This is a genomic window from Niabella aurantiaca DSM 17617 (genome assembly GCF_000374125.1).
GTDB classification, from domain to species: domain Bacteria; phylum Bacteroidota; class Bacteroidia; order Chitinophagales; family Chitinophagaceae; genus Niabella; species Niabella aurantiaca.
The window spans coordinates 60,008-73,906 of sequence record NZ_KB893645.1 but is presented as its reverse complement, the minus strand read 5'-3'; the positions used below and the strand labels follow the sequence as shown (position 1 = coordinate 73,906).

Annotated in this window: 13 protein-coding genes; 9 read left to right on the top strand and 4 right to left on the bottom strand. The window is 46.9% G+C overall.

Annotation, left to right across the window (positions count from 1 at the left end; all coding sequences use genetic code 11):
• The first annotated feature begins 49 nt into the window (after positions 1–49).
• From B160_RS0121405 to B160_RS0121390, 4 genes are all read left to right on the top strand, one after another.
• Positions 50–1,366 carry a sterol desaturase family protein gene (locus B160_RS0121405; RefSeq protein WP_018629988.1) on the top strand — a complete coding sequence of 439 codons (1,317 nt, stop codon included), beginning with the start codon at positions 50–52 and terminating at the stop codon, positions 1,364–1,366.
• A 113-nt stretch (positions 1,367–1,479) separates the two neighbouring features.
• Positions 1,480–2,331: an alpha/beta hydrolase gene (locus tag B160_RS29840; RefSeq protein WP_018629987.1), complete on the top strand. Its 852-nt coding sequence runs from the start codon at positions 1,480–1,482 to the stop codon at positions 2,329–2,331.
• A gap of 78 nt (positions 2,332–2,409) precedes the next feature.
• Entirely contained in the window at positions 2,410–3,663 is a 1,254-nt protein-coding gene (locus B160_RS0121395; RefSeq protein WP_018629986.1) for a replication-associated recombination protein A, read from the top strand.
• Positions 3,663–4,124 carry a GNAT family N-acetyltransferase gene (locus tag B160_RS0121390; RefSeq protein ID WP_018629985.1) on the top strand — a complete coding sequence of 154 codons (462 nt, stop codon included), beginning with the start codon at positions 3,663–3,665 and terminating at the stop codon, positions 4,122–4,124. Before B160_RS0121395 ends, B160_RS0121390 begins: the two co-directional genes overlap by 1 nt.
• A gap of 355 nt (positions 4,125–4,479) precedes the next feature.
• Here the strand turns inward: B160_RS0121390 and B160_RS0121385 are convergent, their stop codons facing one another.
• On the bottom strand, positions 4,480–5,025 hold the full coding sequence (locus B160_RS0121385) for a helix-turn-helix transcriptional regulator (protein ID WP_018629984.1): 546 nt from the start codon (positions 5,023–5,025) through the stop codon (positions 4,480–4,482).
• Between the two features lie 422 nt (positions 5,026–5,447).
• Between B160_RS0121385 and B160_RS0121380 the strand changes: the two genes are divergently transcribed.
• From B160_RS0121380 to B160_RS31825, 5 genes are all read left to right on the top strand, one after another.
• A complete protein-coding gene (locus tag B160_RS0121380; protein ID WP_018629983.1) occupies positions 5,448–5,819 on the top strand; it encodes a hypothetical protein in 372 nt (123 codons plus the stop codon).
• A gap of 98 nt (positions 5,820–5,917) precedes the next feature.
• Positions 5,918–6,583: a hypothetical protein gene (locus tag B160_RS0121375; protein WP_018629982.1), complete on the top strand. Its 666-nt coding sequence runs from the start codon at positions 5,918–5,920 to the stop codon at positions 6,581–6,583.
• Between the two features lie 32 nt (positions 6,584–6,615).
• Positions 6,616–7,272 (top strand): sensor histidine kinase, encoded by a 657-nt coding sequence (locus B160_RS0121370; protein WP_157558172.1) that lies wholly within the window; start codon positions 6,616–6,618, stop codon positions 7,270–7,272.
• A gap of 9 nt (positions 7,273–7,281) precedes the next feature.
• Complete coding sequence (locus tag B160_RS0121365) at positions 7,282–7,947, top strand: response regulator (RefSeq protein ID WP_018629980.1); 666 nt, start codon at positions 7,282–7,284, stop codon at positions 7,945–7,947.
• A 316-nt stretch (positions 7,948–8,263) separates the two neighbouring features.
• A complete protein-coding gene (locus tag B160_RS31825; RefSeq protein WP_018629979.1) occupies positions 8,264–8,644 on the top strand; it encodes a hypothetical protein in 381 nt (126 codons plus the stop codon).
• Between the two features lie 47 nt (positions 8,645–8,691).
• Here B160_RS31825 and B160_RS0121355 read toward each other — a convergent pair whose 3' ends face one another.
• The 3 genes from B160_RS0121355 to B160_RS0121345 are packed head-to-tail and all read right to left on the bottom strand — an operon-like array spanning position 8,692 to position 13,879.
• Positions 8,692–10,029, bottom strand: a complete 1,338-nt coding sequence (locus tag B160_RS0121355; protein ID WP_083927741.1) for a RagB/SusD family nutrient uptake outer membrane protein — start codon at positions 10,027–10,029, stop codon at positions 8,692–8,694.
• A gap of 17 nt (positions 10,030–10,046) precedes the next feature.
• Positions 10,047–13,274, bottom strand: coding sequence for a SusC/RagA family TonB-linked outer membrane protein (locus B160_RS0121350; protein WP_018629977.1), 3,228 nt, complete (start codon positions 13,272–13,274; stop codon positions 10,047–10,049).
• A gap of 11 nt (positions 13,275–13,285) precedes the next feature.
• The gene (locus B160_RS0121345) at positions 13,286–13,879 is read right to left on the bottom strand and encodes a TlpA family protein disulfide reductase (RefSeq protein WP_018629976.1); all 594 of its coding nucleotides are present in this window, start codon (positions 13,877–13,879) and stop codon (positions 13,286–13,288) included.
• Positions 13,880–13,899 lie beyond the last annotated feature (20 nt).

Here is a 13,899-nt window from a genome sequence, read left to right as displayed (position 1 = left end):
AAAGCTGCCTGCTTTTTGCTAAATTTGGTATTGCAGTTCCAATACGTATATGGAAACTTACGGAAAGATATTACTGGTTGCGATTCCCGCATTCCTGGTACTGGTATTGCTGGAAATGGCTTATGCACGCCGGAAAGAGGGAACGGCCATGCGCACCAATGACGTCATCAGCAGCCTGCTGAGCGGGGTTACCAATATCACCAAGGATGTACTGGGCCTGAGCATTGTCATTTATTCCTATTCCTGGATGGTTCATCATTGGGCCCTGCTACATATCCATGCTACCTGGCTCACCTATGTGATCGCCTTTATTGCACTTGATTTTTCCGGCTACTGTGTCCATCGCATCCAGCATGAATTTAATTTTTTCTGGAACGGCCACCTGGTACACCACAGCAGCGAAGAGTTCAACCTGGCCTGTGCACTGCGGCAAAGCATTTCCGGCTTTGCAAATATTTTCGTCATTTTCCTGCTGCCGGCAGCGCTCCTGGGTGTGCCGGAAAAAGTGATCGCGATCGTGGCGCCGCTTCACCTGTTTGCGCAGTTCTGGTACCATACCACCTTTATAAAAAAAATGGGGTTCCTCGAAAAAGTGATCGTTACCCCCTCCCTGCATCGCGTGCATCACGCCATCAACCCGGAATACCTGGACCGGAACTACTCCCAGATCTTTATCTTCTGGGACCGGCTGTTTGGCACCTACCAGCCGGAGCTGCCGGACATTCCACCGGTTTATGGGATCACAAGACCGGTGCGGACCTGGAACCCGGTAAAAATAAACTTTCAGCATTTGTGGCTGCTGGTAAAAGACGCCTGGCGTACCGGCAGCTGGAAGGACCGGTTCCGCATCTGGCTGATGCCTACAGGCTGGCGCCCCGCTGACGTGATCGAAAAATACCCGGTTTATAAGATAGAGGACGTCTATCATTTTAAAAAATACAATCCCCGCCTGACCAACGCCACCAAAACCTGGCTGTGGATCCAGTTAGCCGCTCTTTTATTTTTTATTTGTTTCCTGTTTGGGAATATTGCAGCCATAGGAGCGCCCGGCATCTTTTACTATGGCCTTTTTATCTTTTTATTCGTTTACGCATTGGCGGAGCTCATGGACGGGAATGCCCATGCCTGGATATGGGAAGCCCTGAAAGCGGGCTGTGGCCTGGGGATCCTTTATCATTACGGAGACTGGTTCCTGTTAAAGAACAGCTTTTCTGCGGGATGGCTTTTTGTGCTGTCCTACCTGCTGCTTTCCGTTGCCATCACCGTGGCCCTCGCCAAAGGCAATCCATCTTCTGTCCGGGTTAAAGGGGCGCCTTCCAACGATCATGCGGCGGCATCCCCGCTCCAAAACCTGCCGGGTACCTGATACATACCGGATGCCTGCGATATTTTGCAAAAGAGCTGCGGAACCGGCACCGTCCGGGCTTTGGTAAGCTTTTTGTTACAATAGTGTGTTAAATCGCAAAAGAAATAAACAATATGAAAAATACAGGTGTTCTTTTTTGTTTACTGGTATTCCTGCTCTCCTGTTCAAAGCCCGTCGATACCCCCACCGCCGCCCGCGAAGCAGCGGTGTATAAGAACCAGGCCTATGGCAACGACCCTTTACAAAAAATGGATGTCTATTTGCCGGCCGACCGAACATCGGTCACCACAAAGGTGCTGATCCTGGTTCATGGCGGCGCCTGGACCGGTGGCGACAAAACGGAATTTGACCCGTTTATCAGCAACTACCTGCTCAAAGAGCTTCCGGATTATGCCATTTTTAATATTAACTACCGGCTCTATAAAAAGGACACGAACCAGTTCCCCACCCAGGAACATGATGTAAAAGCCGCCGTTGATTTTTTAAATTCAAAAAGAAAGGAGTACGCGGTCTCTGAAAAAACAGCCATCCTGGGCGCCAGTGCCGGGGCCCACCTGGCCCTGCTTACCGCCTACAAATACAACCAGGCCGGTAATATCCACGCCGTTGTATCCATTGCCGGCCCCACGGATCTTACTGCCTTATACGACAGCAATACCGTTGTAGCCAATACCTTACTGGTGCCCGTTATAGGAGGAACGCCCGACGAGGTGCCCGACCGCTACACAGAAAGCAGTCCCATCACCTATGCGGCAACCGGCGCAGCACCCACCCTGTTGTTCCAGGGAGGCCAGGATCCGCTGGTACCCCAGTCGCAGGCCGAACTGCTGATAAACCAGTTGCAGCAGCTCAACGTGCCATTCCAGAAAGTGATCTACCCCAACGCCGGTCACGGATGGGGCGACCCGGAGCTTACGGACACATTTAAAAAGACCGGGGAATTCCTGCGGCAGCACCTGCAATAGCAGAACCCGCAAAACACCCACCCGGCTTCGCTGCTAAATAAATTAGTATTACCTTTGGGGTCTTTAAGCAGATCCATTATGACCCCATTGGCAGAACGGTTAAGACCTCATAGCCTTGAAGACCTGGTGGGCCAGGAGCATCTTACAGGCAATGGCAGCATTCTTCAGAAGTCGATCGCTACCGGGAATATCCCCAGCATGATCCTCTGGGGGCCGCCGGGCGTAGGTAAAACCACCATTGCAACCATTATTGCCCATACGGTCCACCGGCCTTTTCTGTCCTTAAGCGCCATTTCTGCCGGCGTCAAAGACATCCGCGATGCCATTGCCACCGCTACGGCCGCACGCGGGGCCATCCTTTTCATCGACGAGATCCACCGCTTTAATAAAAGCCAGCAGGATGCCCTGTTGGGTGCCGTTGAAAAAGGCATCATTACCTTAATAGGCGCTACCACGGAAAATCCTTCCTTTGAGGTAAACAGTGCCCTGCTCAGCCGGTGCCAGGTTTATGTTTTAAAAGCCCTGGAAGACAAAGACCTTGTAAAGCTGCTGCACCTGGCCATGGCTCAGGACGGGCAGATCGTTCAAAAAAAAGTACAGCTGAAAGAGACCGCCGCCCTCATCAATATATCCGGGGGCGACGCCCGGAAACTTTTAAATCTTTTTGAGATCATCTGTGATGCCCTGGAAGCCCCCGCGGTTATTACCAACGAAACCGTTATGCGCATTGCCCAAAAGAAAATCGCCTTGTATGACAAGACGGGGGAACAGCATTACGACATCATCTCCGCATTCATCAAATCCATCCGGGGCAGCGATCCCAACGGCGCCGTTTACTGGCTGGCACGGATGATCGAAGGTGGTGAGGACATCAAATTCATCGCCCGCCGTATGGTCATTTCCGCCAGTGAAGACATCGGCATGGCCAACGCCAATGCCCTGCTGCTGGCCAATGCCACTTTTGAAGCTGTTAATAAGATCGGCAATCCCGAAGCGCGGATCATCCTCTCCCAATGCGCCATCTACCTGGCCTCTTCGCCCAAAAGCAACAGCGCTTACCTGGCCATTGACGAAGCGCTGGCCGCGGTTCGGAATACCGGTGATCTGCCGGTGCCCCTGCATATCCGCAATGCGCCCACAAAGCTGATGAAGAACCTGAACTATGGCAAGGGCTATCAATATTCCCACGGTTTTGAAAATAATTTCAGCGAGCAGGAATACCTGCCGGATAAGATTGCAGGTGCTGCTTTCTACGACCCGGGCAACAATCCCCGGGAAAATGAGCTGCGAAATCACTTAAAAAAATTATGGAAAGATAAATACCGCTACTAATGCCGCAACTACCAGCTATTGCATGGGCCTGTAAACCCTTTGAACAACTGACCCTTACGGAACTGTATGCGATCCTGCAATTGCGGGCCGCTGTTTTTGTGGTAGAGCAAAGCAGTATTTACCAGGATGTGGACGGTAAGGACCTCAGCGCCTTCCATCTAACCGGTACGGACAATGGCCGGCTGGTGGCCTATACCCGTCTGCTGGCACCCGGTATTTCATACAAAGACCCTTCGATTGGCCGCGTGGCGGTTGCCCCATCGCACCGTGCCTTTGGGCTGGGCCGGCAGCTGATGATGCGCAGTATTGAAGAAAGCTACCGCCTTTTTGGAAAAAATGCCCTCCGCATCAGCGCACAGTTATACCTGAAAAAATTTTATGAATCCCTGGGATTTGAAGCGGTAAGCGCGGTGTATGATGAAGACGGGATACCGCATATTGAGATGGTGAAAAGCCGCTAACGCAATGTGGCAGGGCGGTCAGCATGCAATGCCAGCCATGGTCGCGAACCGGTATCGCCCGCCCGCTCCGGCGGGGGTAAGGTTGGTGTAGTTAGCGGGTACGCGCTAAGAGCACTCTTTATGATTCGGGCACAATACACAGCGGATCCTTTTTTATACAAAGAATGCAGTTCGCCATACAAATGAAGACCGCCTCCCGGCAACCGTTTAAAGTTTCAGGAATAGAATGGGCACATACTATATCTATTCCACAGGTGACGCAGGAGACACAGCGACGGCCGGCTGCCAATCTCAGAACGCTGTTTTGCGAACCGTACGCCCCGTTCCGAAACCGGGTGCCCTGCTTTTCAAAAGCTTAACTATAGCGCAGCTGCTGTACAATCACCTTACTTGCCAGTGCAGCTTTCTGCTGGGCAGTAAGTACCTGCAGTTTATAACTCAGCAACTGGCGGCGCTCCGGGCCACAATAAGCCAGGCCAATCAACGTGTGTTGCATCCTGTTTCCTATTAGTTCTGCCTGGCGGCTGCCACGTGGAGTTTCTTCCAACAGTTCTTTCAAAAAATGTAGTTTTTGCAGCAATATCCGGTGCTGGTCTTCTAAAGCAGCAAGTTGCTGTGTAACACTGACAGAACGGATTGCAGCCCTTTGTGCCTGCGCATTCAAGAAGGCAAGACATTGCTCCTGCTGCACGGTTAAATAGCTATTCTGGCCGGGCCGCAGCAGGTTGGGTTTACGCTGGTTTTCCTGCCATTGCTGTTGCATTTTCATCCATTTTAGAGATGCTTCTGGGGGCAGGGGGCGCAGCCCTTTTTCATACATTGCAATCGTGCTGCGCGATACGTTCAGCAGCAGGGCCAGCTCCTGCTGGCTTAGGTTCAGGTTTTTACGGATCTCTTTCATAATGATTATTTTTGGGGTTAAGAAGGAAGCCTGCGGTGCACTCTTTTTAGTGTGTTATATTTAAATTGTCACGAAAAAATGGTCACAGTATATCGCATAGGGTACCCTCCCCGCTTTTGCATAAAATTGCAGTGACCTTATACGCCGGCGAACGGATCTCAAATGGTTCTTGGATTTAGTTTAGATCTATTGCAATGCTGCCGGAGGCTCTTTATTCAGGTAACAATAGCAGGCGATGCTGCGCAGTATAAAGGAGTATCGGTGCATGGCAACCGGTTTAGATTATAAAAAATGGATGACAATTATATTCTAAAATTATTTAATTTGTGATATAAAAGAACAATCAGTCCAAAATATAGGGAATTCCCTACGCCTGGTTCCAAAAGAAAGCTGTTACTTAGCTGTAACCAAAAAGTAATGCTATGACACACGAAATCACACTTGCGGAAGCTACTGCCATGATCAACCGCTATGCCACCAACCGGGAAACCATCCTGGCTCCCACACATCAAAACCAGGATATCCTCGCCATTAGTGAAACCCTGCCCCGCCAGGCTATTGAAAGCCTGCTGCAGGTAACCGGCTGCAGTCAAATGCGTATTTATTATGGTATGGATGAAGGGCTAAAAGTGCATGCCATCCTTGTAGCCGTGGACGCCGCCGGTAAGAATCTGCTGCCCCCTGCAACTGCATACCTGAACGGGAGCGAAGATGACGGCGTTATTATCGAACGGGCCATTCGCTGCCCGCCGCTTTGCCCGGATGATGCGGACAACCCGTTCATGAACCCGTAGGATCTGCTTTCCATGATAACCGGCATACAAAAGGTTGCTTCTTTCGTACCTGCTCCCTTCCGAAGATTGGATCATGAGCACACATTCAAATGATTCGCATGCTTTTTAAACTAAGCGTTTTTTCAGGCCTTTCTATAGGAATTGGCGTTTGCATAGGCTGGCTGCGGTTTTATAAGATGGACCGTTCCTACCTGCCCTTTCTGCTGCTGCTCACACTGGGTTTTATTTCGGAGCTGGGCAGCCTGGCAATGGTAAAGCACCACGGCAGCAATATCGCCATCCTCAATATATACAGCCTGGCAGAAGTATTACTGTTCCTTTGGCAATTCAACAATTGGCAGTCTCAAAGGCCGTATCGCCGGAAGTTATTGTTAACAACTTTTGCCGCTGTTGCATTTTGGGCAGCTGAATGGATGTACAGAGGCACCCTGTGGCAACCTTTTTCAGGGTGTATTATCCTGTTTGCCGCTACACTTATCTTTTTATCTATGGCTATTGTAGTAAGGCAGCTTTACCCCTTACTGCTTCCATTGCGTAGCAATGCCTTATTCATCATCGGCCTTGGGCTTATTTTTTGCAATACCTGTACGGTTATCACAGAAACCTGCTGGCTGCTGCTGCCGGGCACCATGGCCGCACCCATGCGCGCAATGGTAGTGATTTTTGCTGCCGTAAACTTTTTATCTAACCTGCTGTTTATATGGTCCATTTTTTACATACCACCGCGGTTCCGCTATATCTTCCGGTCATCATCTGCTGTGTAGTCTGCTGTTTGATATTAGCCGCCTTTGCCTTGTTGGCATATCGCCATCAACACTCCCTGTTTGAGAAGGTGCGGCAACTGCACCAGGAAGAATTAACAGCGCTTATCGAAGACCAGCGACGCATGGCCGCAGGCATGCACGATTTTGTATGTTCAAAATTGGCTGTCGTATTGATACAGCTGGAAGAAATTGGCAAAAAGGTTCCCGGCCACCAAACAATTACAGAGGAGATGGCCGGGCAAATAAGAGAATCCATTGCCCATATAAAACAGGTGGTTCAAAACATGGATGACGAAAAAATACTCGACCAGGGCCTGCAGCAAAGCCTTCAGCAACTTGTTGCCCAGTGTGCTATTATGGAGGTTTCACCGGTAATAGGGTTTAGCTACGAGGTACACCATGCACTTTCTCCTGTTATCATCAGCAATATTTACCAGATGGTACAGGAGTTACTGCACAATACCCTGGCACATGCCAATGCCGATGTGGTTGCCTTGCGCATTAAACAACAAAAAAAGATGCTTTACCTCTACTATTCAGATGACGGATGTGGGTTACCGGAAAAAATAAGCAACGACGGGCACGGACTTAAGAACCTACATTACCGTGTAACCAAACTGGGGGGAAGATTGAAGATAAAATCGCGTAAAGGACTGTCCTGCCTTATTTCTATACCGCTCATCCCTTAACAGATGATTATGAAGCCCGGTTCTAAAATAAAAATCATAATCGCCGATGACCAGGAAGACTACCACAAGGCAATAACAACGGTGCTCAATGACTGGAATGAAGCAACCGTTATCGGCACTGTTTACAACGGAGCGCGGCTGCTGGAGTTGCTGCAGCAACTAACGCCCGATGTAGTGATCATGGATCTTCAGATGCCGGTAATGGATGGCATTGAGGCTACACGGCAGGTGCGCATCCTGTATCCTCAAATTAAAATACTGGCTTACACCGTCTTTGATGATGAAGCGCTGATCCTTAAAATGATGCAGGCGGGAGCCAGTGGATATGTAATCAAAACAGCCACCAGCTTATCCTTGCAACCGGGTATTGAAGCCTTGTTGGAAGGGAAAAACTATTACTGTGCCAGTTCCAGCATGGCACTCACTAACCTCCTTTTAAAAACTTTTGAGCAGGGGCAGCCTCCCGATGGAGACCAGCAGTTGTTCAACTTCAATGAGCTGGCAATACTGCGACTGATTTGCAAACAACTCACTAACCGGGAAATTTCGGATAAGCTATACATGAGTATTAAAACCGTTGAAAAGTACCGTGCCCTGCTTTTTTCCAAAACCGGGGTAAAAAATGTAGCCGGCCTGGTAGCCTACGCCGTTGAGAACGGGCTCTATCACTCCTGAAAAATAAACACCTCCAACAAACAGCATTCTTTTTACGCATAGGTAAAACCCTATATTTTTAATCGCGAAAAAAATGTAGGGTTTTACCCCTTGACTTTTAGCCGGCGCACACTGTATCTTTAAAACAAGAAGATAAAGAATTCCTCTTTTAACATCAATGCCTATGGATTAAAGTAAAAATCGTAAATGCAACGCCCACTATCAGCGATTGCAGGCGTTGCAGGCCAGCCAGCCAAAAGGCTAACTAATTTAAATATATATTCAAATTTAAATTTTTTTACGGTAATCTTTTTTTGATTTAAAAAAAGACCTGCACATGAATACAAAACGCATTCGTATAGTAAAGCTGGTTTCGGCAGTTGCGATGACATTTGCTACCATTTTCATTTTTTCATTTCGAAATGCTGTCGATGATACAGTTGTTTTTCAGTATCAGCCACAATCAGGAGCCCATCCCTATGACCAATCCTTTGTATCAGATGAAAGTAAATGGGCGCCTGCACCGGATCAATGTACGTCTGGCATGAGTGAGGATGCAGCATGTTCGATCGTTGTCCTTAAATCGAATACAGTCGGTGGAGCTGGCCTTGTACTTGACAACACTAAAGTGTCAATATCAACCGGTGGAAGTTCAACCCAGGCAACTGTAGTTAACGGTACCGGCTATACAAATCCCATCAATATTGAGCTCCCCTAACTTTATATTAGTGACTGTGGTGCGCCTCATCAGCCACCATAGTCACTTTATTTTATATCCAAGTCATCCGGAAGTGCAACCTGGTACCCGTCACTATCAGGTTCCAGAATATACGTATTCACTCCAACTACCCTTTTTAGCACGATATTTTTCCCTTCTTTATTCAGTCTTTTTATATCGCTCCATCGAAGTCCTCTAAACAGCAACTCCTTTCTTCTGTGCTCAAGTACGAGAGCCAGCGCATCCTCCCTTGTAGTCGCAATAAGGGGAGCAAATGCGACTTTATTATTCCACCGTTTTTGTAAAAGATGGTTTAGATCCGCCATTGCGTCCTCTATCTTCCCGATCCTTGCGGCAGATTCCGCCCGAATTAAAAAAAGCTCATCCGTTGCAATGCCTGAAAAAAGCCGAAAATTCCGAGCGTAGCCGCCTTTAAAGCGATGAAATTGCTGATATGGCAAAAAAAAGGCGGTTCTGCGGAGATCACTTACGTTGTAAGACGAATACAGGGCTGTATCAACAAGCCCTTTTGTATGGATGTTTCTTAACAAGTTAATCTCTGTATAAAACACAACTTCCCTGGTGAAACGATTTGCCCCGAAGGTGCTATTAGCGTTAATATTGATACCATCTTCCGGTTTGTTATAATCCATCAAGGAATCGTAAATATGCAGGCCGGCATTTGAATATTTAAAGGAACTGTCATATAGCCGCATTGATAAATATGCCCTTCCCAAAAGGCCGTTTGCCGCTGCTCTTGAACCCCGGGTTGGCAAAAGGGCAAGATCGGGAAGGTACTTTAATGCCTCTTTTGTGTCTGCAATAATCTTGTTATAGGAATCTGCAAGACTGGACCTGTTAAATATCGTATTGAAATCAGAACTGGTTCGTAACACTATGCCATTATCTTTTTGAGCGGTACTAATATCATAGCCTTTGCAATAGGCCCATAGTAAATTTAAAAAGGCATAAGCGCGCGCAAACAAAGCCTGCCCTCTTATATTATCCCATGCAGCGGCTTTTTCTTGTGTTCTCTCTATTTTTCCCAACAGATCCAGGCACAGGTTTGCATTATAAACGATTTTATAGCATACAGACCAGTCATTTGGAAATTTACTCGGAAATTTTTGCCAGGTGTATATCAGTTTATACTCAGGGGCCAGGTTATTAAAACTCGTTTCTGTATGAAAATAGTCATCGCCAAAACATTCAGACAAAGAAGGGCTAACACCCTTGTTCATAACCTCCTGATCGTCTAGAAGCGCCTGCAGGTCTTCCAGTTTCTCCGGAACGGCAATTGAATTATTAGTCTTTTTATCCAGGAACTTTTTGCAGCAGGTTAAGGTGAGCAAAACCATAACAATGAAAAGTAGTCTATTTTTCATTTGTTTATTTTTTATGATTAAAGTGATACTTTTAGTCCAAAGGAAAAATTAGTCACGGGAACCAAGGTGTCCGGATAGTCTGGATCTAACCCTCGTTTGTTAGATCTCCAAATAATGCCCAAATTAGAAGCATTTATATATAGCAGTAAATTATTGTTAAGCAATCCGTACCGCTTGCAATTTGCCCGGTAGCTCATGTTTATGAACTGAAGGCGCAAATGATCGCCTTTTTCAACCAATGCTTCGCCGTTGAAATAAATCGTTTCCCCCGCCGATTTTGGGAGTGGATAAACGAACGCTGGCACTTGCGTTTTTAGTTCATCGCCGGGTTTTTGCCAACGATCAGCATAATCTGAATGGCCCTCTCCAAAAGAAACCAGGCTTGTGTATGAAATTGAGTTTCGTTTAAAGTAGTAGCCCAGCTTATATACCAGGTTAAACGACAAGGTTAGCCCCTTATAAGACAACTCGTTATAGATTGAACCAAAATGTACCGGAGTGGATGGTCCAATATATACCAGCGAGCCCCCGGCGTCTCCCTCTTTATCGGCATTTTCCAGGACAGCTTCGTAGTCGGTTGACAACTTCCCGTTCAAATATCCCTGGGGTGCACCCTGGGCATTTAAGCCGCCCCAGCGAAGCGCTAAAATTGAGTAAAGTGGTTTGCCCACGATAGGTGTAATACGGGTTCCGTTGGCATAAACAGCACTCATAAACCGTCTGTTTTCCTCTAAATAAGCCGTAGTTTTTGCCGTATTGTAATTATACAGAACTCCCCCATTCCATTTCACTTCTCTGTTAAGTATTTTAAGCCGCAGCTGAACGTCTACCCCATTACCTGCCATGTTTGCAACATTTTTTGTAACAATGTTTGAACCGCCCCAGGAGGTATAATCATACGTTGCGGGACCGTAAAGATCTGTTCCCCATTTTTTATAATACTCAACGGAACCGGCGATCCAGGATCGCTTTAAAGAAAAATCTACCCCTGCATTCCATTGCCGTACCTTTTCCCACCGAAGGGAAGGGTTATTAATAGTTGCCACCCGCGCATAAGGTAACCCGCCGTCATTTAATGAATAGGTAGAAAATTGTGCCACCGCCAAAGCCGACCGGTACAGGTCAACATTGCCACTGTAACCGATCGTACTTTTTATTTTTAAATAAGGTATTCCCCGCAGGCGAAAGAATTTTTCTTTTGACACTTCGTACCCGAGGCCTACCGACCATAATGGTTTCCACTTGTTATTGGTTGTAACGCCATAGATATTAGCGCCATCTTTACGCACGCTGCCTGTAAGCATGTACTTTTCGTTAAACGTATAAGATGCATTTGCGTACAGGCTTACAAACCGGTTGGTCGTAGTAGCATTAACAAACGGTGCTCCCGGTATAGAAGCGATACTGTTATTAGGCAAGGTGGGATACGAGTTTCTGAAGTCAACGGACACCGTCGTTAGCGGATCCTCCACATATCCATAAATCGTGTTTGAGTTGCCGTTCTCAACTACCTCCCGAGCTTCGCTTCCGACAATAGCGCTTACGCTATGCTTGTACCACAGCCTGCTGTAGTCGAGCTGCGCACGGTAGTTGCGCGATCTGATGGCATTATTGCTGTATGCTATAATGTTACCTTTCGGCACCATATAGGTTACGGTTCCATTGGTATAATTAATTTGTGAAAACCGGTTAATAAGGTCTCTTGTATAAAACCCCTCACCTTGGCGGGTTGCGGTTCCGGTTACTTTCTGTACCTGATGCTGTGTATTTAGCGACAATGTTAAGCCATTAATTACCTGGTATTTTAGGCCAAAGCGGGCAACCATTTCCTGCAGCGCTGTATTGGTGTAGTTATACCGGTAATCCGTAGCAGGGTAATAACGCCAGTTGAGCAGTTTTCCACTGCCTGCAGTGTCAATATATTCCTTCCTGTATATATTATATACGGGTGCCGGGTTGCCATTCTCATCAATTAATGGTAAATAAGGTACACCCCGCCTTGACCCGATTTGGATAAGGCTTTTATAATCCGGTACCTGATGGCGCTCCGTACTCCTTGTGGTATAATAAACACTGGAGATAATTTGCAACCGGTTAAATGGTTTAAAGGTATTTTCAATCCTGAAATTGCCCTGTGTATTTTGCTGTTCTGTTCTATTGCTTACCCGCACTAAATTGCCCGCTATTATCCACGAAAAACGCTGGCTACCTGCCTGTACGTTTAAGGAATATTGCTGGGTGAGCGTATTTCTTAAAAATAGCCGGGTGTATTGCTGCCGGGCATCCGTTTGTTTTAATTTGCTAATAGCTAAAGCTGCTGCCTCCTCTGTAATCAACCCTTTCTTCCTTTGATACAAAATATCTACCACAGGGGTTAGCGGCGCTCTGGACGCCGGGTCTGTTACATTGTCAAAATACCCCTGATCAAAAAGCAGCTGCTCCACATCAATATAGTCGGATGAATGCATTTGGTGGTAATTATCCAGCCCGGGCCGAGGGCTTATGATTACCGTGCTGTTCAGGTCCATACTCAGTTTTTGATTGAAATGTCCTTTTTTAGTAGTAATAACAATAACACCGTTTCCGCCCCGCGCTCCGTAAATGGAGGTAGCCGCCGCATCTTTCAGAACAGTGATACTTTCTACGTCGTTGGGGTTTATATTATCAATATCTCCTTCGTATACATAGTCATCCAGCACTATGAGGGGGTCCAGCGGCCCGTTGATGGTGCCAGGCCCTCTTATGGAAATATCCGTTTTCCCCTGGGATGCGGGGTTGGTTCTTCCTGTATTAAAGAGTAGGCCGCTGGTAACGCCATTTAAGCGTTGAAGGATATTGGTTCCGGTTTGCTCGCTTAGTTTTTTACTATCAATGATCACATAGGAGCCATTAACTGCATTGGGTTTTAGCTTTTGGTAACCCGTGTTAATCATTACCTCCTCCAGGTTTCCGGTTTTAGGCATCAGGGAGATAGTAACGCCTTCTTTTAACCCGGCAGCCTGTACCGCTTGCGTTGTATAGACAACATGGCTGAACAGCAGCGTATCCGCTGCAGCTACCACAATAGAAAAATGCCCGTTTGGCTGTGTAAATACGGTAGCCTGCTGCAATTTCGAGGTTACGGTAACGTTTTTAACCGGCTCCCCGGTTTCTGAATCTATTACCCGTCCAGTAATGGTAAGCTTGTTTTGGGCCATAGCTGCGCTAAATAGCAGCAGGCTGCATAATAAAATCGCAGTTCTCATAGTTATGTTTTTTAGTTAGTAGAGCGTTTCTGTTTTTTGCGGAATACACGGAATTTTTCTTTTTCCAACGCTTCTGCCACACCGCTCAGGTTGACATCGTTTAAGAAATAAGCAGAGGTTTGCGCTATCACTTCCCCCTCCTGCGATAGCCATATATAGTGCGGAGCATACCTTTTATAAAAACTCTTGTTCAACATCGTATCAGATACTATAATGGGCAGTATAAAACGGGTATTGTTTTTTTGCTCCCAGTTTTTAATAAACGCGCGTACAGCTGTCTCCGGCTCGTAGGTAACCAGCACCAGTTGCATGTCACGGTCGCGCTTTTGTTGTAAGGCGTTTTCTTTAGGAAACTGGGCAATACAGGAAGTGCAATGGGTAAACCAAAAACCAAGAATCACCAGCCTATTCTTAAAATCGGCCAATGTGGCCACATCCTGTTTATAATTAATAAATTTTCCCAGGGGCATATCCAGGCTAATCCGCTCTCCTATATGCACCGGTGTCTTTACCATGCGTAAATCTATTCTGTTATTTTGGCTATAAGCGGTGTTTACAAAATAGCATAGCAAGGCTGTTACGCTCAGCAGCGCAATTTTTTTCATATAAAAGCATTAAAAATGAG

What these genes read in the sequence shown, in the direction of transcription:
- B160_RS0121405 (WP_018629988.1), top strand. Translation starts at nt 50, where the DNA reads ATGGAAACTTACGGAAAGATATTACTGGTTGCGATTCCCGCATTCCTG.
- B160_RS0121355 (WP_083927741.1), bottom strand. Translation starts at nt 10,029, where the DNA reads ATGAAAAATAGACTACTTTTCATTGTTATGGTTTTGCTCACCTTAACC.
- B160_RS31825 (WP_018629979.1), top strand. Translation starts at nt 8,264, where the DNA reads ATGAATACAAAACGCATTCGTATAGTAAAGCTGGTTTCGGCAGTTGCG.
- B160_RS0121345 (WP_018629976.1), bottom strand. Translation starts at nt 13,879, where the DNA reads ATGAAAAAAATTGCGCTGCTGAGCGTAACAGCCTTGCTATGCTATTTT.
- B160_RS0121385 (WP_018629984.1), bottom strand. Translation starts at nt 5,025, where the DNA reads ATGAAAGAGATCCGTAAAAACCTGAACCTAAGCCAGCAGGAGCTGGCC.
- B160_RS0121390 (WP_018629985.1), top strand. Translation starts at nt 3,663, where the DNA reads ATGCCGCAACTACCAGCTATTGCATGGGCCTGTAAACCCTTTGAACAA.
- B160_RS0121365 (WP_018629980.1), top strand. Translation starts at nt 7,282, where the DNA reads ATGAAGCCCGGTTCTAAAATAAAAATCATAATCGCCGATGACCAGGAA.
- B160_RS0121395 (WP_018629986.1), top strand. Translation starts at nt 2,410, where the DNA reads ATGACCCCATTGGCAGAACGGTTAAGACCTCATAGCCTTGAAGACCTG.
- B160_RS0121350 (WP_018629977.1), bottom strand. Translation starts at nt 13,274, where the DNA reads ATGAGAACTGCGATTTTATTATGCAGCCTGCTGCTATTTAGCGCAGCT.
- B160_RS29840 (WP_018629987.1), top strand. Translation starts at nt 1,480, where the DNA reads ATGAAAAATACAGGTGTTCTTTTTTGTTTACTGGTATTCCTGCTCTCC.
- B160_RS0121375 (WP_018629982.1), top strand. Translation starts at nt 5,918, where the DNA reads ATGCTTTTTAAACTAAGCGTTTTTTCAGGCCTTTCTATAGGAATTGGC.
- B160_RS0121380 (WP_018629983.1), top strand. Translation starts at nt 5,448, where the DNA reads ATGACACACGAAATCACACTTGCGGAAGCTACTGCCATGATCAACCGC.